Here is a 25,047-nt window from a genome sequence, read left to right as displayed (position 1 = left end):
CAGCGCGATCAGGCCAGCAGTTCGATCCACGACCCGAGCACGGGATCACCTGCGAGCGTGGGGAAGTCGATGTCTGCATGTCCGGCCGACCGCCATTTCTCCACGAGCGACATGATGCGAACCGAGTCCAGGCCCGCATCGAGCAGGTCGGTGTCGGTGGCCAGTTCCGAGCGGTCGACGCCGAGCGCCGTTGCCACATCCGTGATGACTTGTTCGTCGGTCATCGCTCATTCCTCTCGATCGAAGTCGGCGACGCCGCGCTTCCAGTAGCCGGCGATCAGTGAGTCCTTCGGCCCGATCCCGAGTTCGCCGCGCACCACCTTGCGAATGCCGCGCAGACAGCCGGCCTCACCGGCGACCCAGGCGTAGACCCGCTGTCCGGCAGCCACTTCCACGCCACGTACGGCCTTCTCCAGTGCGTCACCGGTGCCCGGCTCGAGGTCGCCGCGGTGCAGCCAGCGCACCTCGATACCCGCCGGCGCATCGATCTCGATCTCTTCCTCTGGTCCGGTCACCTCGATGAACGCCCAGCCCTGCGCGGTCCGCCGCAGTCGTTCCAGCCAGCGCGCGATGGCGGGCAGCGCGGTGATGTCACCGACGAAGAGGAACCGGTCGTAGGACTCCGGGACGACGACGCCACCGGGAGGGCCCGCGATGTGGATCTTGGTGCCCGGGGTCGCCGTGGTCGCCCACTCCGAGGCCAAGCCGCCGGGGTGGATCGCGAAATCGATGTCGAGTTCGTTGTCGGCGACGCTGTGGCGGCGCACGGTGTACTCGCGCGACACCGGGCGCGGGTTGCCCCACTCGAGTGACTGACCGTCGCGTGCGGGCAGCCGCAGTACCCCGTCCTCGCACGGAAAGACCAGGCGCACATGCTCATCCGGCACATAGCTGTGGAAGGACGCGATATCGGGCCCGCCGAAGGTGATCCGGAGCAGCCCGGCCCCGACCGCGACCGTGCGGATCACCTCCACTTCCTGCAATCCGATCGGATACGGGACCTTCGCGCCGTGCTCACTGGCGAGCACCTCGGCGATGCGCGCGGCGTAGCCACTGCGATCTGTCACTGCTGTTCCTTTCCGTGCAGCGGCCCGGCGGCAAGCGCCACCACGCCGGTGAGAACCAGGACCGCGACGCCGTAGAACACGAGCGCGGAACCCGGTGCGAAGAATTGGCCGACGAATCCGGCGGCCATCGAACCGATCGCGGTGCCGGTCACCGACTGCACCATGAGAAGTCCGGCCATCCGGCCGCGCAGTTCCTCGGGCGCCTGCTGTTGCAGCAGGGTGTAGCGCAACACGATGTTCACCGCCCTGGCCAGGCCGAATCCGGCCAGTCCGAGGAACACCAGCGCCGCGTGTGACCACAGCCCGGCGGCGATCACGCCCAGCGGCATGAGGGCCAGCGAGATCAGCAGAGCGAGCCCGTTGTAGCGGGTGCGGCTCATCCAGCCGCTGGTGAGCGAGCCGATCACGGCACCAGCGCCCGGCGCGGCGTAGAGCAGGCCGAGGGTGCCGGGGCCGGCGCCGAGTTCGACTTCGGCGAAGGCGGGCAGCAGCACCAGCGGGCCGCTGACCAGCATGGCGAGCAAGCCGGTGAGCAGGATGATGCGAATGGTTTTGTGCTGCACCGCGAATCGAATGCCGATCGCCAGCTCGCGCACCGGGTTCTGCAGGTCGCGGGCAGGCGGCGGCGCGGGCCCGATCGCGGTGATCAACCCGACCGTGGCGACGGTGGCGCCCGCGCACAGGAAGAACGCGACCGACACCCCCGCCTGTGCGACGAGCACACCGGCGATCGCGGGCGTGATCATGGTCCCGAGGTCAGTGGTGAGCGCGGTCAAAGCGCCTGCCGCCGCGATCTTCTCGCGACCGACCAGCATCGGGACAAGAGCCATCAACGCGGAGCCGCTGACGCCGCCCGCGAGTCCGTCGATGACGGCGGCCAGATAGATCACCGACAGCATCGGATCCGGCAGCACCGCGTTGATACCGAGGATCAGGAAACCGAAACCGGCTGCGCTGCGCGACCATTGGATCACGTTGCGCCGGTCATAACGGTCGGCGATCACACCGCCCGCGAGGCTGCCGACGAACAACGCGGCCGCGGTGGTCGTCGCGATGCCGGCGACCTGCAGGGTCGACCCGGTCAGTTGATAGACCTGCAACGGCAGGGCCACCATGAGCAGCCCGAGCCCCAGCACCGACACCAGCCGCGCCGCGAACGCGCACCGGAACGGACGCGAAGTCCGCAGCGGGCTGATGTCGATGAGCAGGCCGCCGACCGCTGTCACTTGAAGCGTTCCACGAGCAGATCGAGCGTGGTCATGACCGTGCGGTAGTCAGGACGTGAGCTGGTCGCGGGCAGCTCGAAGACGGTGTTCGCCTTGAACGAGGGCAGCGACGCGTACATCGGGTCGGCCCGTAGCTCGGCCAGGCTCCGGCCGCCGTTGAGCGGGATCATGAACAGCACGGGCGCGTCGACGGCGGTGTTCAGCAGCTCCGGGCTGAAGCTGATGAAGTCGGCGCTGCCTTCACGAGCGGGGTTGCCCGCCTTGGCTTCGAGCTGCTGGTCGAGGGTGAACCCGACCTCCGACAGCAGCGTGGGCAGTGCGGCGGTGGGCACGAACGCGGTCGGCTTCTGGCTCTTGAGCGACTGCATGATGACGGTGTTGCCCGCGGGCGCCTTGATGGCGGCCTTGGCCTTGGCCAGCTTGTCCTTGTAGTTGGTGATCAGCTGGTCGACCTTGGACGGCTTGCCGACCACGTCGGCGATCACCCGCAGCTGGTCCTGCCAGTAGGTGGTCTCGGTCGGCACCAGCACGGTCGGGGCGATCGCGCTGAGCTGGTCGTAGGCGTTCACCGACTGCTGCGCCGGGTAGCCCTGGCCGCCGCCGATGATCAGGTCGGGGCGCTGGGCGGCGATGAACTCCAGGTTGATGTTCTCGCCGGTGGGCAGGGCCTTGGTGCCCTGCTTCGCCGCGTCCTCGGCCCAGCCGGACGGGAACTCACCCGGCTTGCTGGCGACGCCGAGCAGCCGCGGGTCGGCGGCGACGACCGGCGCCTCGAGGTCGTAGAGGTAGCCGGCCAGGGTGCCGTTGAGCACCACGATGCGCTGCGGATCCGCGGGGACGGAGACCGGGCCCTTCGGAGTCTGGACCTCGCGGGGGCCGCTGGGTGCGGCGGTGTCGCCCGACGAGGTGCTGCAGCCGGTGAGCGCTGCGATCAGCGCGAGAACCAGCAGGGCGAGGGTGGCGCGGAGCCTGCCCGATGATCGTGTGGTGAACATGGAAGGGGTTGTCCTCATCTTTCTTTTCGAACGGTGAAAAGCGGTGCGCTGCATGCTCAGCCGCCGATCACCGGGTCTGTGTCGAGAAGTGCCGCGACCTCGGCCCAGCCGGTGGGCGACACGATCTCGAAGTGGGAGTAGGGCAGTCGGCGCACCACGAGCCGGGCTCGTGCGGACTGCCAGCCCGCCAGTTGCGCCTCGGTGCGGCCCGGTGTGGTTCCGGTGTCGGCGGCGTAAAGCGCCATCGGGCCGTCGTAGTCGGCCGCGGTGGAAGCGGAGACCATGCCGAGCAGGGTCGTCGCGGCCTCGCGCAGTTTCGTCGCCAGTTCTGGTGCGTCGTCCGGGATGTCGGGCAACAGCCGGTCCAGATCGGCCGGGTCGGTGAGGGCGCGGGTCGCCTGTTCGGTGAGATCGGACAGGGCGAACGCGTCGACCAGTCCGGTGAAGGCGACCTGCTCGCCCGCGGCCGTCAGTGCGGCTGCCATGGCGTGGGCGACGGTGCCGCCGAGGGAGTAACCGAGCAGGTGGTAAGGGCCGTGCGGTTGGATTCTGCGGATGGTCGACACGTAGTGCGCGGCCAGGTCGTCGATGGTCTCGGCCCGGAAGGTGTTGTCGCTCAGGGTCGGTAGTTGCAGGCCGATGATCGGGCGGTCGGCTCGCAGGAGTTTCGCGAGCGGGCCGAACTGCCAGGCGGTCCCGCCGACGGGGTGAACGCAGAACAGCGGATCGCGCGAACCGGTGGTGCGGAGTTCGAGGACATGGTCGAGCCGGGAACCCCAGGCATTGTCGATGTCCGTGTCATCGGCCTCGGCTGCCGGAGAGCCGTTGTCGCTCTGGATGATCCGATCCGCCAGGGCGCGTGGTGTCGGCGCTTCGAAGACGTCGTCGAGGACGACCGCCAGCCCTGCCCGCCGGAGCCTGCCCATCACCCGAACGGCAGTGAGCGAGTGCCCGCCTGCCTCGAAGAAGTCGGCGTCGGCGGCGATGTCGGCGATGGACAGCACGGCGGCCATCGCGGTGCGGATGGTGCTGACCAGGTCGCGGCCGGTAGTGGTCGCGGTGTTGCCGTTCAGATCGCGGGTGCTCGGCGAATTCCGCGGCCCGTGTGGGGTATCCCCGGGCGCGGGCATGTCAGACATCGACCGAGCGTTACTCGCTGCGGCCGGAAGGTTCTCGGTGTCGGTGGCCGTGTAGGTCGGGACCGGCAGGGCCTTGCGGTCGATCTTCTCGCTCGTGGTGCGGGGAATGTGGTCGAGGACGACGAACGCGGCCGGGACCATGTAGGCGGGCACCCGCGCTTGCAAGCCGGAACGGACTGTGCTGATGTCGATGTCGGCGTCCGCCTTGGCGACCAGGTAGGCCGCGAGGCGTTGATCGCCCGGGGTGTCCTCGCGCAGGATTACCGCGGAGTGGGCCACGCCCGGGCAACTCAGCAGGGCCGCTTCGATTTCGCCGAGTTCGATGCGTTGCCCGCGCAGCTTCACCTGGCTGTCGGCGCGGCCCACGTAGTCGAGTTCGCCGTGCGGGCCCCAGCTCACGAGATCGCCGGTGCGGTACATGCGTTCGCCGTGTCCCAGCGGGTCGGCGACGAACGAACCCGCGGTCCGGGCCGGGCGGGCGAGGTATCCGCGCGCCAATTGCGTTCCCGTGAGATACAACTCGCCGATCACACCGACCGCGACCGGGCGCAGCTCGGTGTCGAGAACACGCACATCGGCACCGCTGGCGGGCAGACCGATCGGGACATTGCCGCGGTCGGCGCCGGAGGTCTCGTGGTGGGTGATGCACACCGCGGCCTCGGTGGGCCCGTACAGGTTGTGGACGCGGGCGCCGGTGAGCGCTCTGATCCGCGCCGCGGTCGGCGGCGGTAGCGGTTCGCCGCCGGTGATCACGCAGCGCAGTGCGGTGCAGCCGCTCAGGTCGGCTTCCTCGGCGAGCACGGTGAGCATCGACGAGGTGAGCTGGACCATGCCGACCCGCTCGGTCGCCATCAGGTCGGCCAGGTAGTGCGGGTCGCGGTCGAGTCGACCCGACACCGGTGCCGCCACGACGCGCGCACCGACCAGCAGCGGCAGGAACAGCTCGAGCAGGGAGGCGTCGAACGTCGCCGCGGTGCGGTACAAGACGGTGTCGCCCGTGCCGAACCGGTGCCGTCGCTGCATCCACGCGAAGGTGCTGGTGATGGCCTCGTGGGAGACGCTCACGCCCTTGGGTTCGCCGGTGGAGCCCGAGGTGAACAGCAGGTACGCGGCATTGCGGGGGAGCAGGGGCGCGAGTCGGTCGAGGTCGGAGACCGAGGTATCGGCGAAACCGGACAGATCCAATGCTTCGACCTGTGCCACGGGTGCGCGATCGGTCGTGAAGTTGTCGGCCGCGGTGGTGAGAACCAGCGCCGCGCGCGATGTTGCGAGGATCCTGTCGGCGCGCTGCGCGGGACTGTGGGGATCCAGCGGCAGGTAGACCCCGCCGGCCCGGCACACCGCGTGCGCGGCGACGATCGACTCGATCCCCCGCGTCATCGCCACCGCGACCACAGTTTCGGGCCGAATGCCCTCGTCGATGAGCCAGCGCGCGAGCCGATGGACCCGGCTGTCGAATGCGCCGAACGAGAGCGTCACGCCGTTCGCGGTGACGGCCGGCGCGTCGGCGGAGATCGTCGCCGTCACCGACCAGTCGGCCAGCGTGCTGCCGTGGGTTTCCGACGGCATCGCGGCAGCCATGGCTTCCTCGACGGAACCGTCGAGATCGGCGGCCAGCGTGGACAATACGGCGCCGAGGCGATCACTGAGCCGCGTGGCGACCGGACCGGGCACTGCGGCCACATCGTGGTGCAACATCAGCGCGAACTCGGCACCGGGCAACGCGGTCACCGTGACCGGGAAGTCGGTCAGCCCGTCCACATCGACGTCCACCACCTGAACCCCACCGGGATCGGGCTGCAACAGACCGGCTTTCGGGAAGTTCTGGAACACGACGAGCGAATCGAACAGCCGCCCGAATCCCAGCGCCCGCTCGATGGTGGCCAACCCGAGGTATCCCCGGGCTTGGCCGTCGAACGAGGCCTGCTGCAACTCCCCGAACTGCTCGGCCACCGGCCGACCAGCCCCGAGCGACACCCGCACGGGCACGGTATTGCTGAACAATCCGACCATTCCGCCGACTCCGGCGAGATCGGCGGGACGCCCGGAAACCACGGTCCCGAACACCACATCGGTGCGCCCGAAGTGATCCGCGAGCACCATCGCCCACGCGCCCTGCAGCACGGTGTTCACGGTCAGCCCGTGCCGCCGGGCGCTCTCGGCCAAGGCTGTCGCCACGTCGGCGGCGAGCGGAACCCGCAGGCCGACCGGACGCTGTCGCTGGGCCGTCGCCGTATCCGCCGGGTGCGGTGCTCCTCCGCCGTTCGTGGTCGGCTCCGGCGTCGAGACGGCGGGCGCCGGCGCGACGGCACCGCCCGGTGCGAACGCGGCCGGATCGGTTGCGGATGTAGGGGTGGTGGCGAGCAGCGTCGGTGTGCGCAGGCCGGTGAGGTTTTCGGTCCACCAGTGCAGGGTCGCAGTGGTGTCGCGGGTAGTGAGCCAGGTGAGGTAGTCGCCGAAGTAGGCGGGGGCCGAGAGGGTCTCGCCGGTGTAGAGGGCGAGGGTTTCCCGGACCATCGTCGGTACCGACCAGCCGTCGGCCAGGAGGTGATGGGCGATCAGAACCAGCCAGTGCGAGGTATCGGTGAGGCGGATCAGGAGGCCGCGGATCAGCGGCGGCCGATCGATGTCGAACGGTGCGGCGCCGGCGCGCCGCACCGAAAGCCGTGCTTGCGCTGCGGGATCAGGTGACTCGCGCAGATCCTCGACCTGCCACGAGACGCCAGGTGCCCGCGGAACGATCTGTACCGGCTGGTCGAACTGTTCATAACTGAACGCCGCGCCGAGGTTCGGATGCCGCCGCAGCATGCTCGCGAACGCCGCACCCATGCGCTCCGGATCGACGATGCCGTCGAGGGTGAAGCGGGCCGTCATCGTGTACACGTCGTCGGCGCCGTCGCGCAGTGCGTGGAACAGCAATCCCTCCTGCAGGGGCGACAGCGGGAGTACGTCGGCGACCGGTCCGTAGGTAGCGCCGAACTCGTCCAGGTCGCTCTGCGTGAGCGCTGCGATCAGGCGACCGGGCGCTGTCGGGAGCGGCGACGAGACAGCGGCCGGCGACTCGAATCCCACGGCGGTCGTGGGATGTTGCGGCTCGGGGGCCGCCTCCGCGGCCAGCGCGGCGAGGCTGCGCCGGGTCAGTAGTTGCTGGGGCAGGAGGGTGAGGCCCTCGGCGCGCAGGCCGCTGCTGACGGTGATGGCGGTGATGCTGTCGCCGCCGACGGCGAAGAAGTCGTCGTCCATGCTGACGGTGTCGAGGCCGAGGGTCCTCGAGATCGCCTGGTGGACAGCATGTTCGGCGTCGGTGGCCGGTGCGCGTCCGGACTCGTCGGTCGCGGGGTCCGGTAGCGCCGTGCGGTCGAGTTTGCCGTTGACCGTGGTGGGCAGGGCGTCGAGGACGACGAGTCGAGCCGGCACCATGTGCTCGGGGACCAGGTCGGCCAAGCGGGTGCGTGCGGCCGAGGTATCGAGGTCGCCGGTCGCGGCGACGACGTAGCCGATCAGGGTGGGGCGCCCGGCGATGTCCCGGATATCGGCTGCCGCGGTGCGGATTTCGGTCAGACCTTCGAGTGCCGCTGCCACATCACCGAGTTCGACGCGGTGGCCGCGGATCTTCACCTGGTTGTCGACCCGGCCCAGGTATTCGTAGCCGAGCCCGGGCACCCAGCGCGCCCGGTCGCCGGTGCGGTACATCCGCGCTCCCGGCGGGCCGTACGGATCGGCGACGAAAGACTGTGCGGTAGTGGCGAACCGGCCCAGATAGCCCCGCGCGATCTGCGGACCGGCCAGATACAGCTCGCCGACCTGACCGTCGGCGACGATCTGCAATCCGTTGTCCAACAGGTGAGCCCGCGAGCCCGCGACCGGCATCCCGATCCGTGGACCAGCGCCATCGATCGGCGCCCCGATCACATCCACCGTCGCCTCGGTCGGGCCGTACAGATTGACCGCCGCGAACCCGCCACGATCGATCGCGCCCCATAGCTCCGCCGAGCACGCATCGCCGCCGATCACCAGCGTCAGCGGCGGGCGCGCTGTCTCATCGGCGCTGTCGGCGCTCGCGAGATCCGTCGCTGTCGAGATCTTCCCGATCACCTCGGTGCTCGCTGTCGCCGACATCCGGCCGACCGGGCTCGACTGTGCCGGCGACGGTAGTTCGCTGGTCAAGCCGTGTTCGAGCAGGGCGGCGACCAACGACGGAGTGCCGTCGACGACGTCGATGCCGTCCCGGGCGAAAGCCTCGACCAGGGCGGCCGGGTCACGCCGGGTATCGCTGTCGTACACGTGGATCCGATGTCCGGCGGTCATCCACAGCAGTGGGTCGAGCGAGGCGTCGAAGGCGAAGGAGGTGGTGTGCGCGATGGTCAGCTGACGGTCGCCCGCGCGCCTCGCGGCGGCGGCATGGATTCCGGCGCGGTGTGCGGCGACGAGCGCGGCCAGGGAGCCGTGCTGTACGACAACACCTTTCGGCTGACCGGTCGAGCCCGAGGTGTAGATGACGTAGGCCGCGTGCTCGGGCCTCACCGCGAGCGCGAAGTCGGTGTCCGCGTGGTCGTCGAGCCGCGCACGGAAGTCGGCGTCGTCGATCGCGACGGCGTCGGCACCGAGCTGGGCCGCCAACTCACCGGCACTGAGCACCACAGCGGGGCCCGCGTCCGCGATCGTCGCTCGCAGCCGGGCGACCGGATGTTCCGGATCCAGGGGTAGATAGGCGCCACCGGCGCGCCAGACGGCGAGCAACGCGACGACGAATTCCACATCGCGGGGTAGCGCGAGGCCGACGATCGCATCCGGCCCGACCCCGGCCCCGCGCAGGAACCGCGCGAGCCGGTTCACCCGGGCTCGAAGTTCGGCGGCGGTGTACTCGGCCTGAGCCGAACTCAGCACTACGGCATCCGGTTGCTCGGCGAGCACGTGTTCGAGAAGGTCGGGGACCGTCGCGACCGACGGCTCGTCGTCGCGAAGACCCCGGTTTTCGTTGTCCGGGAGCTGCATTGCCGTCGAGCGCGCGGCCACCAGCCGCGTGCGCTCGGCCGGATCGAGCAGCTCGAGCGCACCCACCGCGATCTTGTCCGACCCGGTGAAAGACTCGATCACCCGGACCAACCGGGCGATCCGCCCGCACACCGTGTCCGCGTCGTTGGTTCGCGCGTCGGATTCGAATCCGAGCAGCACCGTGCCGTCGGGCAGCGGAGTGACGGTCAGCCCCAGGTCCTCCGGGGGCCCGCCCGCCACATTGCGCAGCACGCCACGCGCACCGTCGAAATCGAGGGTGAAGTCGAAGACCTTGAGGTTGATGCCGATTCCGTGCAGGAGTTCGCCCGCGCCGTGGCCGTGGAAGTCGCGGGCGAGGTCGTCGCCGCTGTAGCGCTGGTGCTTGCGGACCTCGCGCAGGATGTCGGCGATGCGGGGGCCCAGCTCGCCGAGCCGGTCGCCCGCGCTCACCGTGACCCGTAGGGGCAGCACGTTCACCGCCATGGCCGGTGTGCGCAGGGCGGCGCGGCCGACCCGGCCCATCAGCAGCATCGAGACCACCACATCGGCGGTGCCGAGTTGGCGGTGCAGGAACGCGGCGTAGCAGGCGACGAGCGCGTCGGCCCACGTGATGCCGTGCCGTTCGGCGCTCTCGCGCAGTGCCGCGAGCAGTTCGGTGGACAGGATGGCCTCGGCGCGGATCGTCCGCTCGACCGCACCGCCCAGGTGGCGACCGCGGCCGTCGAGATCGGGCCACGGTGTGAGCTGGTCGCGCCAGTACGCGCGGTCGGCCTCGAATTCGGGGCCTGCCCGATAGGCCTGCTCCTCGGCGACCAGCTCGGCGATGGTTCCGAAAGTTTGTTTCGGCGAGGGTGTTCCGCGTCGGAGGGAGGTGTAGTGGGCGGCGACTCGGCGCGAGAGCAGCGCCGCGCTGTAACCGTCGACGATGAGGTGGTGGTAGAGCTGCACGCACCAGACCACGCAGTCGGAGATCCGGATCAGCGTGTAGTTGTACAGCTGCCGGTCGACCATGCCTCGGCACCGTTGCGCAGCCTGCTCGCGCTCCAGTGCGACAGCCTCATAGGCCAGGGCCATCGGCTCCGCAGCCGCCCGTAGATCGACGGTCGGCCGCAGCACCGCTTCGGCATCGCTCACGAATTGCCTTGGCCCGTCGGCTGTTTCGGTGAACCGCAGCCGCATGTTCTCGGCCTCGGTGACGGTGCGACGGATCGCCTCGCTCAGCAGGTCGACATCGATCGGCGCGTCCCCGGTGATCTCCAGGACCTCGCCGACCAGGTAGCGCCCGGACTCGGGATCGAAGCGCTGGGCGTTCCAGATGCCGAGCTGCGGTCCGGTCAGCGGCAACTCGAGACCATCTGTCACGGCAACTCCCTCCCTCGTCACATTCACAATCAGTTAGGGTAGCCTAACTTAACTAATTGTGGAATACCTATGTTCGGCTGCCGCATCGCCGCAGCTCTAGCGCACCTTGGCGGCATCCTGCGCCAGCGGAATCACCAGTGGCGTACCGGTTTCCGGGTCGTCGACGATGCGGCACCGCAACGAGAAGACCTCGTCGACGAGCTCGGCGGTCACGATGTCGGCGGGCGCACCCGTCGCGACCACCCGCCCGTCGCGCATGGCTATGAGGTGATCGGCGTAGCGGAAGGCGTGGTTGAGGTCGTGCAACACGGCCACGACGGTCCGCCCGGATTCGCGGTTCAGTGACCGGCACAGATCGAGCAACTGGATCTGATAGGCGATGTCGAGGTAGGTCGTCGGCTCGTCGAGCAGGATCAGCGGGGTGTCCTGGGCGAGCACCATCGCGATCCACACCCGCTGGCGCTGACCGCCCGACAGCTCGTCGACCATTCGCGCCGACAACTCGGTGACACCGGTCGCCGCCATCGCCGAGGTGACGGCTTCCTCATCGGCCTTCGACCACTGCCGCAGCAGCGTCTGATGCGGATAGCGGCCGCGGGCAACGAGATCGGCGACCCGGATGCCGTCCGGCGCGGTGGAGGTCTGGGGCAGCAGACCGATCTGCCTGGCCACCTGCTTCGCCGGGTAGGAACTGATCGGTTTGCCGTCGAGCAGCACGGTCCCCGACTCGGGGGTGAGCAGCCGGGCCAGCGCGCGCAGCAGCGTGGACTTGCCGCATGCGTTCGGGCCGATGATCACCGTGAACTTGCCGTCCGGGATATCCACCGACAGCTGGTCGCTGATCGTGGTGCCCTTGTAGCCGAGGCGGACCCGGTCGGCGCGCAGGCGTGAAGTGTCGTTCATCTTTTCGCTTTCCTAGTTCCGTCGCGCCTCGGCGACCAGCAGATACGCCAGGTACAGGCCACCGACCGAGACGGTGACGAGGCCGACCGGCACGGTCGTCGGGGCGAACGCGTGCTGGGCGATCCAGTCGCAGGTGATCAGCAACATCGCTCCCATCGCCGCCGAGGGCGCGAGCGCGATCGACGGTGTGCGGGCCAGCTTGCGCGCCAGATGCGGTGCGGCGAGGGCGACGAACGCGATCGGGCCCGCGACCGCCGTCGCCACCGCCGTGAACGCGACGCTGAGCACGATCAGCCACAGCATCGCCCGGCTGACGTCGAGGCCGAACGCCCGGGCGGTGTCGTCACCGAGTTCGAGGATCTGTAAGCGGGGGGCCGCGGGGATCAGCGCGATCGCCAGCAGCGCGAGGATCACCACCGCGGGACCGACCTGCGGCCACGAGAGTCCGTTGAGCGTGCCCGCGCCCCAGGCCGCCGCCGACATCGCCGCGTCCAGGTCGGCGCGCAGGATCAGCCAGGTGTTGATCGAGGCGAGCATGGCGCTGACGCCGATGCCGACGATGATCAGCCGGAACCCGGCTACGTTGTGCCGGAACGCGAGGAGATGGATGACCAGCGCGGCGCCGAGCCCGCCGATCACCGCACCGGTCGCGGTCTGCAGGTGCCCACCACCCAGGGTCAGGATGGCGATCAGCGCGCCGGTGTAGGCGCCGGTGTTGAACCCGACGATGTCCGGGCTGCCCAGCGGATTCCTGGTCACCGATTGCAGAATGGCGCCGCTCACGCCCAGCGCGGCGCCGAGGATCAGCGCGAGCAGGATGCGCGGCAGCCGCCAGTCCCACACCACCAGCCGGTCGAATCGCTCGTCGCCGATCACCAGCGCGCGGAGCACCCGCAGTGGCGGGATCAGGTAGTCACCGCTGCCGAGGGCTAGCACCGCTGTCACCACCGAGATCGTGAGCAGGACAGCGCAAACCACCAGGGTGCGCACGCCGATCCGTGCGGAGAAGCGTGTTCCGCGCGGCCGGACCACCAGCATCGCGCGGCCGAAATCGATCGTCGAACTCATGCGGCGGCACCTACTCTTGCGCGACGGGCCAGCCAGATCAGTACCGGCGCCCCGAGGAACGCGGTGACCAGGCCTGCGGGAACTTCATCGGGACGAATGACGAGGCGGCCCACGATGTCGGCCGACAGCACCAGGATCGGCGCCAGCACCAGCGAATAGGCGAAGATCCAGCGTTGGTCGGGTCCGATCAGCCACCGGGCCACATGCGGAACCGCGAGGCCGACGAACGCGATCGGGCCCACCGCGGCGGTCGCGGTGCCGCACAGCAGCACCACCGCCAGCGCGGTGAACAGGCGTGTGCGCCCCACGTGCACACCCAGCGAGTGCGCCAGATCGTCGCCGAGCGCGACCGCGTTGAGCGAGCGCGCGCACAGCGCCGCGATGATCAGGCCCGCGGCGATGAACGGGGTCGCGCCGTAGAGGATCTCGAATCCGCGTCCGGTGAGTCCGCCGGAATCCCATTGACGCATTTCGTCGAAAGCCTTGGGGTGCATCAGGATCAAGCCCCTGGTCAGGCCGCCGAGAACCGCGGTGGCGGCGACGCCTGCCAGCGTCAGCCGCACCGGGTCGGTGCCGGATCGTCCGGCGGTGCCCACGCGGTAGACGACCACCGACACCAGGGCGGCGCCGAGAAACCCGAACCAGACGTACGAGGTGATCTCGCTCACGCCGAACATCGCGACGGCGATGGTGATCGCGAAGGCCGCTCCCGCGTTGACGCCGAGCAGGCCGGGGTCTGCCAGCGGGTTGCGGGTCAGGCCCTGCATCAAGCAGCCCGCGACGCCGAGCGCGAGCCCGACCAGTAGTCCGAGCAGGGTGCGTGGCACGCGGTACTCGGTGACGGTCACGTGATCGGGAGTGGTGCTCACGCCGAACAGTGCCTGCCAGACATCGCCGATCGCAATGGCTTTCGTGCCGACCAGCAGGCTGAGAGCACAGACTGCGACCAGCGCGAATGCGGCAAGAAGCCACCCGCACCAACGCGGATTTCTCATCAGGGTTCTCTCTCGCGGCGAAACTGGGTCGTCTTGGAGGTTAGCCTAAGCAAGGTCTTGATAGGTGAGGCTTACCTCGCTATGGTCACATCTCGCCCGGACCGCAGCTTGTGCGCCGCGCATCTCACCACGAGGAACACGAAAGGTTCACCCCCGTGAAAATCACCAAGTTCGCCCTGCTGGCCTCCAGCGTCAGCGTTGCCCTCGGCATCGCTGCCGGAACCAGCCACGCAGCACCTGCCGCGGATGAGCCGATCAACTACACGTCCACCACCACCGAGACCTCGACGATCATCGGCACCGACGCGGGCTCGATGGTGGTCGAGGACGGCGTCTTCAAGATCAAGGCCGCCAACGGCACCACCGTCGCGGGTACCGAATTGGCCTTCCGCGTAGACGAATTCGTGTTCCCGATCGCCGCCGACATCTCCGGCCGCACCGCCACGCTGACCCCGCAGTTCGACCTGGCGCACGCCACCTACAAGCCGGTCGCGCTGCCCTACGAGAACGTGGCTCCGTGGAAGAGCGAGTACGACCGTGAGCAGGCCGCCTGGAGCCGCATGACCGGCACCATCTCCCTGGGCGCCAGCATCGCTACCCTGGTCGGCGGCCTCGGCGGCGGCGCGATCGGTTGTGTGCTCGGCGGCATCGCGGGCGCCACCATCGCCTCGGCCACCATCGTCGGCATGTTCGGCCCGTTCATTCCGGCCGCGGCCGTTGGCTGCATCGCCGGCATCATGGCCATCGGCGCGCTCGGCACTCTCGCGGGCCAGATCTTCATCACTGCCCCCGTCGCGATCATGGCCGCGGTGCAGTACTTCACCACCATCAACTCCCCGATGCCGAACAACCCCGCCCCGGCCACCAAGTAGCGGTCAGGGCCTCGGCCGAATCGGCCGACTACGAACCTCGCGGAGGGGACAACTCAGCGAGAGACGAATCCCGCCCGGTCAGCATCGGGCGGGATTTGTTGTGTCCGAACCACTTCGGTCAGTCGATGTCGGATGTCTTCTCGTTCGGCGCGGGGATGTGCCGGAGCAGCCCCATGACCAGCCCGGCGGCGACGGCGGTGAGCCCGATGCCGACCACCGAGTTCACCTGCAGCGCTTGGGTGTAGGCCTCGCGGGCGACGGTGGACAACTCGGCGCCCAGCGTTTCGGGCAGTGTCGTCGCGACGTGCAGGGCGCCCGCGAGGGTGTCCTCGGCCACCTGCGCGACCTCCGGCGGGAGTCCGGCGGGCAGCTGCTCCGACATCTGCCCGCGGTAGACGGCGGTACCGATGCTGCCGATCACCGCCACGCCCAGCGCCGCCGACAATTCCTGACCGGTTTCGGAGATGGCGGAGGCGGCACCGGCGCGCGCCGGGTCGACCGCGCCGACGATCAGGTCGAGGCCGAGGACGAACATCGGGCTCAGGCCGAGGGAGAACACCACCATGCCGGTGACGATCAGTGCCAGGTCGTCGGCGCCGGCGAGCTGAGTGAACAGCGCGTACCCGGCCATGGCGATGATCAGGCCGCCGGTCATCAGGTACGCGGGCCTGATCTTGGGCGCGAGCGCGCTCACCACCCCGGCAGCCACGACCATCGCCGCCGCCTGCGGCACGGTCCACAGACCGGCCTCGAACGCCGAAAGGCCCAGCACCAGTTGCAGATACTGTGCGAGCAGCAGGAACAGCCCACCCATCGCCAGCATGGCGACCATCAACGCGATCAGTGATCCGCTGAACCGGACATTGCCGAACAGGCGCAGGTCGATCAGCGGATCGGTCAGGCGTTGCTGACGCAGGACGAACACCGTGCCGAGTACCAGTCCGCCGACCAGCACGCCGACGGCCTCGATCGACCAGCCGTCCTTGGCGAGCTCCTTGATGCCGTAGATGACGCCCATCACCGACAGCAGTGACAGGACCGCGCTGAGAATGTCGAGCTTGCCCGGATTCGGGTCCTTGTACTCGGGCAGCAGGAACGGGCCGGTCGCCAGCAGCAGCACCATCGCGGGCACTGCCACCAGGAATACCGAACCCCACCAGAAGTTCTCGAGCATCGCGCCACCGACGAGCGGTCCGATCACCATGCCGACCATGAAACTGGTCATCCACACGCTGATCGCGGCGGTGCGCTGGCGGTCGTCGTGGAACATGTTGCGGATCAGCGCCAGCGTGGACGGCATCAGCGTCGCGCCCGCGATGCCGAGCAGCGCGCGGGTGCCGATCAGCATGTTGGCGCTGGTCGAGTACGCGGCGATCACGGAGGCGACGCCGAAGGCCAATGCGCCGATCATCAGGAGTTTGCGCCGGCCGATGCGGTCGCCGAGGGTGCCCATGGTGATGAGGAAGCCGGCGACCAGGAAGCCGTAGATGTCGAGGATCCACAGCAATTGGGAGCTGCTGGGTTCGAGTGCTTCGCTGATGCGCGGGATCGCCAGGTACAGCACGCTCAGGTCCATCGAGATGAGCAGCGTCGGCAGGGCGAGGACGGCCAGTCCGATCCACTCCTTGATCCCGGCCGTCGTGGTGGATTCCGGCGGGGACTGGTCGCGCTGAGTGGACGTCACCCTACGACCGTACCGACGCCTTCGCCTACGGTGCCAGCGAGTTTTCGCGCCGGTGCGCGTCGTAAGTCATTGGACATTCCGGGCCGAGGGCCACGATCATGGGCTCGGTGTCCACACGTAATGAACAGCTCAGGCTCGTCGATTCGCCGCGTCAGCCGCAGGATCAGGGCGAGCCGTTTCCGTGGTCGGCGACCATCGACTCCACCTATTCGACCCGCGACGCGATCGACGCGCTAGCCCTTGCCCCGTTCCTGCGTGGCGACCAGCCGTTCGCCCGCCAGGCCCACCTCGACCGGGTGCGCCCCGACGCGGCGCTGCGGCCCGCCGACGCGCGGATCGTGCGCTCGGTCGCCGACGACGACAGCAGCGCCTTGCTCGCGGCCGGTGACGGCTGGGCATTGCGGGCCGTGCGGTGGGCGAGCGGTTCGGCCACGATCGAAGTGACCGCGGTGAGCGACGAACTCGCCGTCGATGTGCTGGCGCAGGCCACCGATGGGGCATCACTGTCACGCGACAGTGCGGCCACGGTCGAGATGGGATTCTGGCACATGGACGTCCGGCGCCCCGCGCGCAGACGGCGCCAGATCGCGGCGCCCGCGTGGGCGGAGATCCGTGGCAACTACACCGGTTCGGTGTCCGCGAGCATGGAGCGATTGATGGGGCTCGGCGTCGCCGATATCAAGGGACGGCTGGTGCTGCTGCACGGTGAGCCGGGCACCGGCAAGACCACCGCGCTACGTGCGCTCGCGCGGTCGTGGGCGCCGTGGTGTCAGGTCGACTGTGTCGTCGATCCAGAAGAACTGTTCAGCAATCCCGGCTACCTGATGGAAGTCGCGGCGGGCGCCGACGGCGACGACGAGGACGGCCGCTGGCGACTGCTGGTGCTGGAGGACTGCGACGAACTGATCCGTGGCGAGGCGAAAGAAGCAGCGGGGCAGAAGCTTTCGCGTCTGCTCAATCTCACCGACGGCATGCTGGGCCAGGGCCGCAATGTGCTGATCGCGATCACCACCAACGAAGACCTCTCCCGGCTGCACCCCGCCGTGGTGCGGCCGGGCCGCTGCCTGGCCCAACTCGAGGTCGGCCGGCTCTCGGCGACGGAAGCCGACGAGTGGCTGGCCCGCCAGGACGGCGTTCCCGCCGAGTCGAGCTTTCCCGACGGCGCGACCCTGGCCGAACTGGTCGCCCACCGCGACGGCGGGATCCAGATCCGATCCACCATCGACCACTCGACCGACGTCGGCATGTACCTCTAGCGTTCCCGTGCGCAGACGGCCTCTCCGGCCTCGGCCGGAGCGCCGTCGGGCGTGCGGGTCAGGGTGTGCCGACGGGGCGGATGTGCGCCCTGACCAGCTCGGTGAGGTGACGGCCGACGCGGTCGAGCGGCTCGGTGCTGTGCTTGGCCAGCGACATCACCACCGCGCCCTCGATCGTGGCGATGACGGTCGTCGCCAAGGAGCTGGCGGTGTCGGGGTCGATGTTCTCCGCGCGGAGCCGGGTCTCCAGTGTCCGCTCCCAGTCGTCGAACGCCTCGCCTGCCGCGTCGGCCGCCGCGGGTGACTCCGAGCGTCCGAGTGCCGCGGCCACGATCGGGCAGCCGGCGAGGAAGTCGCTGGACTCGACGACCTGTTTCCACGCGTCGGCGAACGACGCGATGGTCTCCTCCGGCTTGGTGTTCTTGCTGAAGGTCTCGATCAGCGTGGTCATCGCCCGGCCCGCGACTCGGGTGGCCTCGGTGATCAACTCGGACTTGCCGCCGGGGAAGTTCAGGTAGATAGTCCGGCGGGAGAGCCCGCTGTGGTCGAGCAGGTTCGCGACACCGGTCCCGGCTACGCCGTTGCGGCGCACCAGGTCGATCGTGCTCTGGACGAGTCCGTCGCGCGCTGCCATCGACATCCTTTCGATCGGTCCGATTGAAGTATACCGATCGGTGTACTACCGTCGAGTAAGTACACCGATCGGTGTACTCGACGTGATCCGCGGAGGAGCCGACGATGACAGCCCTGAGCGATCCGCTCGCCCTGCCGTGCGGCCAAGTGCTGCCCAACCGGCTGATGAAGGCCGCGCTCAGCGAGGGGCTCGGTACCGCCGCCGGTGCGCCGGACGAACGGCTAGAGCGGCTCTACAGCCGTTGGGGCACCGGCGGTTTCGGTCTGGTGGTCACCGGCAACGTGATGGTCGACCACGACCACCTCGGCGAGCCGGGCAATGTCGTGATCGCCGACGAACGCCACCTCGACGACCTGCGCCGCTGGGCACGAACCGCGAAGGACGGTGGCGCCCGGCTCTGGATGCAGATCAATCACCCCGGCAGGCAGGCGAATCCGCTCGCGACCCGGTCGCAGCCGGTAGCGCCCTCGGCGATCGGGCTCGGTCTGCCCGGCATCCCGGCGCCGCGCGCGCTCACCGAAGCCGAGATCGTCGACATCGTGGGCCGATTCGCCGCCACCGCGCGGATCGCCGAGCGCGCGGGCTTCGACGGCGTGCAGATCCACGGCGCGCACGGCTACCTCGTCTCGCAGTTCCTCTCGCCGCTGGCCAATCAGCGCGACGACCGCTGGGGTGGTGACCCGCAACGGCGGGCGCGATTCGTGCTGGAGGTGGTGCGCGCGATCAGGGCCGAGGTATCGACGTCGTTCGCCGTCGCGATCAAGCTCAACTCCGCGGACTTCCAGCGCGGCGGCTTCAGCGAGGACGAGTCGCGCGAGGTGGTGCGCCGCCTCGCCGCCGAGCAACTGGATCTGATCGAGATCAGCGGCGGCAGTTACGAATCGCCGGCGATGATGGGCAGGCCGGCGGCGCGTTCGGCGAGCACCGTCGCGCGCGAGGCGTACTTCCTCGAGTACGCCGAGTCGGTCCGGGCGGCCGCCGGGTCGGTGCCGCTGGCCGTCACCGGCGGATTCCGGTCCCGCGTGGCCATGGTCGACGCGGTCGAGTCGGGAGAGTGCGATGTGGTCGGCCTCGGCAGGCCGAGTGCGGTGGCACCGAATGCCGCGGGTGACATCCTGCACGAGCGCACCGCGCGACTGCATTCCCCGCAGATCTCGCTGCGCCTGCCCGCGCGCGTATCCACACTGTCCAATGTCAAGAGCCTCGAAGGTGCCCTCGACCTGCAGTGGCACACTGATCAGCTGCATCTGCTCGGGGCGGGCGACGAGCCCGACCCCGACCGCACACCGTGGCTCACGGTAGCGGCCATGCTGAAGCATCACGGCGTCGACGCGTTCCGAAGCAGAAGGGGATCGACCATGAACAACAAGGACCCGAAGCGGCGCAAGTTCGAGGTCGAGCGGGCGGTGGGTCGCTACGTCGCCAACCCGGCGGTCCGCGCGCTGAGCCGGATCGGCATCCGCACCTCGTTCGCGACCGAGCTCGAGACGATCGGACGCAAGTCCGGGCAGGCCAGGGTGGTGCCGGTCTCGGTGGCGTTCGACGACAGCGGCGCGTGGGTGATCAGCCAGCACGGGACCAGGTCGGGGTGGGCCGCCAATATCGGCGCGGAACCGACAGTGCGGGTCCGCCAGGGGAAGCGGTGGCGAACCGGGACCGCGGAGCTGCGCCCGGCCGACGATGTCGTCGCGCGGGCTCGCACCTTCGCACCCAATCCGGTGTTCGCCGGGCTGACCGCGGCCACCTTCCGCGCATTGCAGAGCACGCCGGTCTCGGTCCGGATCACCTTCACCGACTGACGACGTTCGCCGTGGCCGCGCAGGCCAGGGTGAGGACCAGCGGAACGGTCAGCGCCGCGGTGAGCGGGATCACGGCGGTGAGCCAGCCGATCATCGCGGGGCCCGCGAGCAGGCCGAGGTAGCCGATGGTGAAGACGCGCGACATGTCCGTGGCTGCTGTCGTGCCGCCGAGATTGCCCGCGGTGGAGAAGATCTGGGGGACGCCGCCCGCCAGGCCGAGGCCACACATCGCCCAGCCGAGCAGGGTGAGTGGCAACCACGGCGATCCGATGACCACCGCGAATCCCGCTGCGGCGAGCAGACTTCCGTAGCGAACGATGGCGACCGGGCCGATCGCACCGGTCACCCTGTCCGCGAGGAATCGTCCGAGGGTCATCGTCGCGGAGAAGGCGCCGAAGGCAAGGGCGGCATCGGCTTCGGAAGTATCGAGGCGCTCGCGCACCTGGAGCGCGCTCCAGTCGGCCGCCACGCCCTCCGCGAGTAGCAGCACGAACGCGACGGCCCCGAGCGAGAGCACTTTTCGGGCCCGCTGGTGTCGTTCGCCGTGCTGGTCGGTGCGATTCTCGGCGCGGGGCCGAACAGAAGCGGCGGGACCGGAGGTTCCGGACAGTGAACCTGTCGAGCTGCTCGCGTCGGTGCAGTGTCGCAGGTCCGCCGGTTCGCTTGCGTCGGCTGTCGGCCGCTCTCGCGCGCTGTTCGCGGATCGCGCACCCTCGTTGTCGTAATCTTCGAGGTGCGAGGGTGATTCGGGCTGTTGACGGCCGAGCAGGTGCGGCACCAGGGCAGCGGTGACGCCCAATCCCGCGATCCCGGCGCACGTCAACGTCAGCTGCGGCGGCCACTGCGCGTATTGCGCGGCCGCGCCCGCCAACGACCCGACGAACCCGCCCGCCGAGAACATCGCATGGAAGGCGGACATGATCGGCCGGTGATACGCCCGTTCGACGTACACCGCCTGGGTGTTCATCGACACGTCGAGGGCGCCCATGCCGAACCCGAAGCACGCCACAGCGATCGCCAAAGTGATCGGGCTGGTCGCCAGTCCTGGGCCGAGCACGGTCACCGAGATCGCCGACGCGGCCGTGGCGACCAGTGTGCGGCTGCCGAACCGGTCGGCGGCCGGGCCCGCAAGCCGCATACCGACGAGCGCGGCGCCGGCCATCAGTAGCACGAGCACGCTGAGCATCGAGGCCGACACCCCGGCTCGGTCGGTGATCGCCGGAATGTGGACCACCCACATCGCGAGCAGCACCCCGTTCAGCGTGAAGGCCGCGAACACGGCGGCGCGGGCCGTCCGAAACTTGCGGTCGATCGTCGCTGAACCCACCACTTCGACGGTACCGCCTCGGCGCGGGGGTACCCGGCAATTCAAGATCACCAGGCCCTACGAGTTCGCCGTTCGGGCGCTGTCTCGGTGCGGGCCTGGTGATCAACTGTCCGACTACTGCCGAGGCGTCCAGGCGCCGGTGGCGGCGGTTTCCTTGGCGTAGTCGGTGAAATCGCGCGCCTCGCGGCCGAGGGCTCGGCGGACACCGTCGGCGGTGGCGGTGTTGCGGCCGTCGAGGATGGTGCCGAACAGGTAGTCGAGCAGGCTGATCACGTCATCGGGGACCTGGTATTCGCTCAGAGCCGCAACGAATTCCGGCCGGGAGACGGGAACGAAGGCGATCTCGCGACCGGTGGCCGCGGCGATCTCGCCGACCGCGTCGGCGAAGGTCAGGGCGCGGGGGCCGGTGAGTTCGTAGAGCTGACCCGCGTGGCGCGCGTCGGTGAGCGCGGCCGCCGCCACCTCGGCGATGTCGTCGACGTGCACGAACGGTTCCGGCACATCGCCGTTGGGCAGCGCCACTGCACCGGCGAGCACGTCGTCGACGAAGGCGCCTTCGCTGAAGTTGTGCGCGAAGAAGGCGCAGCGCACGATGGTCCAGCTCAGACCCGAATTCTGCACGATCTCTTCGCATTCCAGCGCTTCGGGTTCGCCGCGACCGGACAGCAGCACCACCGAGCGCGCGCCCGCGGCTCGGGCGGCGGCGGTGAACGCGCGGATGATGTCCGGGGCCCCGGGTACGGCGAGGTCGGGCTGGAAGGCGAGGTAGACGGAGTCGACGCCGGCGAGCGCGGGCGCCCAGGTCTGCCGGTCGGTCCAATCGAAGGGGATCGCCGCGGTGCGTGAGCCGTGGCGGACCGGTCGGCCCGCGGCTTCGAGGAGGGCCGCCACCCGGCTGCCGGTCTTGCCGGTAGCGCCGGTGATGAGGGAAAGCTGCTGGTGAGAAGCGGTGTTTGTCATAAGACAAGTACACCGTCGCGCGGCCTGCGGCGACATCGTCGTGCCGCTCACGAACATGCGTTGTCGTCTACGGGTTGTCGTCTACTGTGGAGTGGTGGATGCGTTAGCCGGTCTGCTCGAAGGTCCACGCGCCCGCGGTGCGTTCCTCATGTGTTCGCTGCTGAACCCACCGTGGTCGCTGCGCGTGCAGGACGAAGCCCCGCTCACGGTGCTCGCGATGATCCGCGGAAAGGCTTGGGTCAGCACCGATTCCATGCCGCCGCGGCAACTCGGCGCGGGCGACGTCGCGGTTTTCCGTGGGCCGCAGCCGTATACGGTGGCCGACGATCCGGCGACCGAACCCCAGGTCGTCATCCAGCCGGGGCAGGTCACCACGACGCCCGAGGGTGAGATCCTGTGCGAGACACTGAGTCTGGGCGTGCGACAGTGGGGCACCGATATCGACGGTGAGACGCTGATGGTCACCGGAACCTACGAATCCGCGGGCGCGGTGAGCAGACGGTTGCTGCGTGCGCTGCCGCAGGTCGCGGTGCTGCCGCGCGGTGAGCTCGATACCCGACTGCTCGATCTGCTCGTCGACGAAGCGACCAAGGACCTGCCCGCGCAAACCGCCGTTCTCGACCGCCTGCTCGACCTGCTGCTCATCGCCGCCCTGCGTGCCTGGTTCGCCCGCGACGACGCCCCCGCCTGGTACCACGCCTACAGTGATCCGCTGGTCGGCAAGGCCCTGCGCCTGCTCCAGCACAATCCGGCCCATCCGTGGACGGTGGTCGCCCTGGCCGAAGCGGTCGGCATGTCCAGGGCCGCGCTGGCCCGCCGGTTCAGCGAGCTGGTCGGGGAACCGCCGATGAGCTTTCTGACCGAATGGCGGCTCTCGCTCGCCGCCGATCTGCTCGCCGAATCCGACGCGACGGTGGAATCCATCGCTCACCAGGTCGGATATGGCAGCGCCTTCGCCCTCAGCACCGCCTTCAAACGGCACTTCGGGGTGAGCCCGCGCGACCACCGGCAGGGGAGCGCGGCATGATGACCCGATGAGCTATCCCGTCCTGTGGCCGATGCCGACCCGGTGGGCCGACAACGACCAGTACGGCCACGTGAACAACGTGACCTACTACTCCTACTTCGACACCGCCGTGAACGCCTGGCTGATGCGCGCCACCGGTACCGACATCACCGAGCTGCCCGCGCTCGGCGTCGTCGCGCAGACGTCGTGCCGATTCCACGGCTCGGTCAGCTTTCCCGACCAGCTCCAGGTGGGCCTGCGGATCGCCCGCCTCGGCACCTCGAGCATCACCTACGACCTGGCGATCTTCCGCGCGGGCGACGGCGGGCTCGAGCTCGCCGCCACCGGCGAATTCGTCCACGTCTATGTCGACGCCGACACCCGCAAACCGGTGGCGATCCCCGAGGTGGTGCGGACAGCAGCCGCGGAGCTCGTCACCGAGTAGCGTTTACGAGGCTATGACGCCGACCTCGGGGCGATGTCGACTCTGAAGCCCGTCGTGGCACAGCGTTCAGGATGCAATGACGCCGACCTCGGGCCACTCGCTGCCGCGGCGGGCGCGCAGGATGATCTGGCCCGCGGGCGAGTCGGGTGGTCCGGAGAGGGCAGCGAAGGTCTTCTTGTCGATGACCAGGGACGAGTCGAGTTGTTCTCGGCTCGGCCCCCATAGGTACTCGACCTCGGTGAGCTCGTCGCGAATCTTCTTGAAATACATCAGGTGCGCCATCGCCGGATCTCCGCGTAGACCTTCACCGATCAGCGGATCGTGACCGGCGGCTTGGAGACTATCGTGGCAGGAATCGAGCGATCTCGCCGCTACCTCGCCGAATTTTTTCGGGCGCACCGTCCGCTGTTCACGCGCGCAGCATGGTCTGGAACCGGCGCATACCGGAAATCCACCGGTCGTAGTCCGAACCCTTGTTGCGGTACATCTGCAGTACCTCGGGGTGCGGCAGGATCAGGAAGTGTTCGGCGGCCATCGCCTCGACGACAGTTTTGGCGACTTCTTCGGGGGAGAGCACCGCGCCCGCGGTCTTCACGGCCTTGATCGCCAGCGCGCCCGCCTCCGGGTCGTCGGGGATGAGCGCACCGGTGAGCAGCTGGGTGTCCACACCCATCGGACACAGGCAGCTCACGCGAATGCCCTTGTCGCCGTAGGTCACCGAGAGCCATTCGGCGAAGCCCACCGCAGCGTGTTTGGTCACCGAATAAGGGGCGGAACCGATTTGGGTGAGCAGCCCCGCGGCGGAGGCGGTGGAGACGAAGTAGCCACTGCCACGCTCGAGCCAACCGGGAACGAGTAGTTTCGCGGCCCGCACGTGGGCCATCACATTCACCTCGATGGTGCTCGCCCACTGGGCCTCCGTGCTGTCCAGGCCGGGACCGCCGCCGATGCCCGCGTTCGCGAAATACAGGTCCACCGGACCGAATTCGCGTTCGGCGGTGGCGATCGATTCCGCCACGACCTGCTCGTCGGCCACATCGCCGCCGACCGCGATCGCGTTGTCACCGAGGTCGGCCGCTACCTTCGCCGCGCTGTCCGCATCGAGATCGGCGACGACGACCTTCGCGTCACCGGCGACGAGACGATAGGCGAGTGCGGCACCGATACCCGCACCCGCGCCGGTGACGATCGCGACCTTGCCTGCTATCTCCATCCCCGCACAGTAACTTTTGGAGCGCTGGCGCGCTCGAGTTCGCGCCCCTGGCGGTCCCGTCGATCAGGTGCCGTTGCTTGCTCCTTCGTCGCCTACGCAAC

19 protein-coding genes are annotated in these 25,047 nt (G+C 69.1%); 5 read left to right on the top strand and 14 right to left on the bottom strand.

Annotated elements, in window-relative coordinates; genetic code table 11:
• Positions 1–8: 8 nt before the first annotated feature.
• The 8 genes from ACWFRF_RS31490 to ACWFRF_RS31455 all read right to left on the bottom strand — a co-directional run bounded on the left by ACWFRF_RS31490 (position 9) and on the right by ACWFRF_RS31455 (position 13,750).
• Positions 9–224 (bottom strand): phosphopantetheine-binding protein, encoded by a 216-nt coding sequence (locus ACWFRF_RS31490; protein ID WP_358061797.1) that lies wholly within the window; start codon positions 222–224, stop codon positions 9–11.
• 3 nt (positions 225–227) lie between these two features.
• Positions 228–1,067: a siderophore-interacting protein gene (locus ACWFRF_RS31485; protein WP_379314605.1), complete on the bottom strand. Its 840-nt coding sequence runs from the start codon at positions 1,065–1,067 to the stop codon at positions 228–230.
• Complete coding sequence (gene entS / locus ACWFRF_RS31480; protein ID WP_387448012.1) at positions 1,064–2,293, bottom strand: enterobactin transporter EntS; 1,230 nt, start codon at positions 2,291–2,293, stop codon at positions 1,064–1,066. Before entS ends, ACWFRF_RS31485 begins: the two co-directional genes overlap by 4 nt.
• A complete protein-coding gene (locus ACWFRF_RS31475; protein WP_378635651.1) occupies positions 2,290–3,288 on the bottom strand; it encodes an ABC transporter substrate-binding protein in 999 nt (332 codons plus the stop codon). The genes entS and ACWFRF_RS31475 overlap by 4 nt, the downstream gene beginning before the upstream one ends.
• A 56-nt stretch (positions 3,289–3,344) precedes the next feature.
• Positions 3,345–10,784, bottom strand: coding sequence for an amino acid adenylation domain-containing protein (locus ACWFRF_RS31470; RefSeq protein ID WP_452453752.1), 7,440 nt, complete (start codon positions 10,782–10,784; stop codon positions 3,345–3,347).
• Positions 10,785–10,880: 96 nt separating this feature from the next.
• Entirely contained in the window at positions 10,881–11,687 is an 807-nt protein-coding gene (locus ACWFRF_RS31465; protein WP_452453750.1) for an ABC transporter ATP-binding protein, read from the bottom strand.
• Between the two features lie 12 nt (positions 11,688–11,699).
• A complete protein-coding gene (locus ACWFRF_RS31460; RefSeq protein ID WP_378995472.1) occupies positions 11,700–12,755 on the bottom strand; it encodes a FecCD family ABC transporter permease in 1,056 nt (351 codons plus the stop codon).
• Positions 12,752–13,750 carry an iron chelate uptake ABC transporter family permease subunit gene (locus ACWFRF_RS31455; RefSeq protein ID WP_378662344.1) on the bottom strand — a complete coding sequence of 333 codons (999 nt, stop codon included), beginning with the start codon at positions 13,748–13,750 and terminating at the stop codon, positions 12,752–12,754. Before ACWFRF_RS31455 ends, ACWFRF_RS31460 begins: the two co-directional genes overlap by 4 nt.
• Before the next feature lie 155 nt (positions 13,751–13,905).
• On the opposite strand from ACWFRF_RS31455, the gene ACWFRF_RS31450 reads away from it, so the two are divergent.
• On the top strand, positions 13,906–14,622 hold the full coding sequence (locus tag ACWFRF_RS31450) for a hypothetical protein (RefSeq protein ID WP_379314198.1): 717 nt from the start codon (positions 13,906–13,908) through the stop codon (positions 14,620–14,622).
• A gap of 118 nt (positions 14,623–14,740) precedes the next feature.
• On the opposite strand, the gene ACWFRF_RS31445 is transcribed toward ACWFRF_RS31450, so the two are convergent.
• Entirely contained in the window at positions 14,741–16,306 is a 1,566-nt protein-coding gene (locus ACWFRF_RS31445; protein WP_452453747.1) for an MFS transporter, read from the bottom strand.
• Positions 16,307–16,404: 98 nt separating this feature from the next.
• Between ACWFRF_RS31445 and ACWFRF_RS31440 the strand changes: the two genes are divergently transcribed.
• A complete protein-coding gene (locus ACWFRF_RS31440) occupies positions 16,405–17,562 on the top strand; it encodes a DUF5925 domain-containing protein (RefSeq protein WP_379314200.1) in 1,158 nt (385 codons plus the stop codon).
• 58 nt (positions 17,563–17,620) lie between these two features.
• Here the strand turns inward: ACWFRF_RS31440 and ACWFRF_RS31435 are convergent, their stop codons facing one another.
• Positions 17,621–18,196 carry a TetR/AcrR family transcriptional regulator gene (locus ACWFRF_RS31435; RefSeq protein ID WP_378635667.1) on the bottom strand — a complete coding sequence of 192 codons (576 nt, stop codon included), beginning with the start codon at positions 18,194–18,196 and terminating at the stop codon, positions 17,621–17,623.
• Positions 18,197–18,300: 104 nt separating this feature from the next.
• Here ACWFRF_RS31435 and ACWFRF_RS31430 point away from each other — a divergent pair, with 104 nt between their 5' ends.
• Complete coding sequence (locus ACWFRF_RS31430) at positions 18,301–19,995, top strand: nitroreductase family deazaflavin-dependent oxidoreductase (protein WP_452453745.1); 1,695 nt, start codon at positions 18,301–18,303, stop codon at positions 19,993–19,995.
• On the opposite strand, the gene ACWFRF_RS31425 is transcribed toward ACWFRF_RS31430, so the two are convergent.
• Together ACWFRF_RS31425 and ACWFRF_RS31420 are read right to left on the bottom strand one after the other, a co-directional pair.
• The gene (locus ACWFRF_RS31425) at positions 19,985–21,322 is read right to left on the bottom strand and encodes an MFS transporter (RefSeq protein ID WP_452453743.1); all 1,338 of its coding nucleotides are present in this window, start codon (positions 21,320–21,322) and stop codon (positions 19,985–19,987) included. The genes ACWFRF_RS31430 and ACWFRF_RS31425 overlap by 11 nt on opposite strands.
• A 114-nt stretch (positions 21,323–21,436) precedes the next feature.
• Positions 21,437–22,282: an NAD(P)H-binding protein gene (locus ACWFRF_RS31420; protein WP_378995484.1), complete on the bottom strand. Its 846-nt coding sequence runs from the start codon at positions 22,280–22,282 to the stop codon at positions 21,437–21,439.
• 94 nt (positions 22,283–22,376) lie between these two features.
• Between ACWFRF_RS31420 and ACWFRF_RS31415 the strand changes: the two genes are divergently transcribed.
• A complete protein-coding gene (locus tag ACWFRF_RS31415) occupies positions 22,377–23,309 on the top strand; it encodes an AraC family transcriptional regulator (RefSeq protein WP_378995486.1) in 933 nt (310 codons plus the stop codon).
• A gap of 7 nt (positions 23,310–23,316) precedes the next feature.
• Positions 23,317–23,733, top strand: a complete 417-nt coding sequence (locus tag ACWFRF_RS31410) for an acyl-CoA thioesterase (RefSeq protein ID WP_378995488.1) — start codon at positions 23,317–23,319, stop codon at positions 23,731–23,733.
• 66 nt (positions 23,734–23,799) lie between these two features.
• Here the strand turns inward: ACWFRF_RS31410 and ACWFRF_RS31405 are convergent, their stop codons facing one another.
• Positions 23,800–24,015 (bottom strand): hypothetical protein, encoded by a 216-nt coding sequence (locus ACWFRF_RS31405; RefSeq protein WP_452453740.1) that lies wholly within the window; start codon positions 24,013–24,015, stop codon positions 23,800–23,802.
• Positions 24,016–24,142: 127 nt separating this feature from the next.
• A complete protein-coding gene (locus ACWFRF_RS31400) occupies positions 24,143–24,946 on the bottom strand; it encodes an SDR family oxidoreductase (RefSeq protein ID WP_452453738.1) in 804 nt (267 codons plus the stop codon).
• Positions 24,947–25,047 lie beyond the last annotated feature (101 nt).

This window comes from Nocardia sp. NPDC055165 (genome assembly GCF_053606985.1).
The sequence above is the reverse complement of the archived record's forward strand: the minus strand, read 5'-3'. Positions and strand labels throughout refer to the sequence as shown.